Here is a 414-nt window from a genome sequence, read left to right as displayed (position 1 = left end):
CACAGGGCGATGACGTCTATCAAGATGCCGGCGAAATCACCTTGGGCATCAAATCGGCAGCCGACGCTACCGGTGCAGCGTTCGAGAACCTGCAACTGGGTGGCGACGCCTCGGTAAAAGTCACCGACACCATCGATGAAGTGGTCGCCAAACTGACCGCTACCCCATCGGTGACCGAAGGCGGCGAGATTACCTACACCATCACGCTGACCAACAAAGATGGTCTGCCGATCAACAACCACGCGGAGCTGTACTTCAAGCTGACCGACGGCACCAACATTGTCGTGGCGGCCAACAGCACCACCGGTTCGGCCACTGTTATCGCACCGGACAACGTCTACGTCGGCACCAACGCACCAGTGGTCAACGCCATTGATTCGGTCAGCGGCCAGGATGCGTGGAAGTTCGAGCAGC

1 protein-coding gene is annotated in these 414 nt (G+C 58.9%); it reads left to right on the top strand.

What is annotated here, in order from left to right; genetic code table 11:
- A partial coding sequence (locus GYA94_RS23515; RefSeq protein WP_161893199.1) for an immunoglobulin-like domain-containing protein occupies positions 1-414 on the top strand: 414 nt, incomplete at both ends.

The sequence above is a fragment of the Pseudomonas juntendi genome (assembly GCF_009932375.1).
GTDB lineage: Bacteria > Pseudomonadota > Gammaproteobacteria > Pseudomonadales > Pseudomonadaceae > Aquipseudomonas > Aquipseudomonas juntendi.
This window is presented reverse-complemented; position numbering and strand designations above follow the sequence as displayed.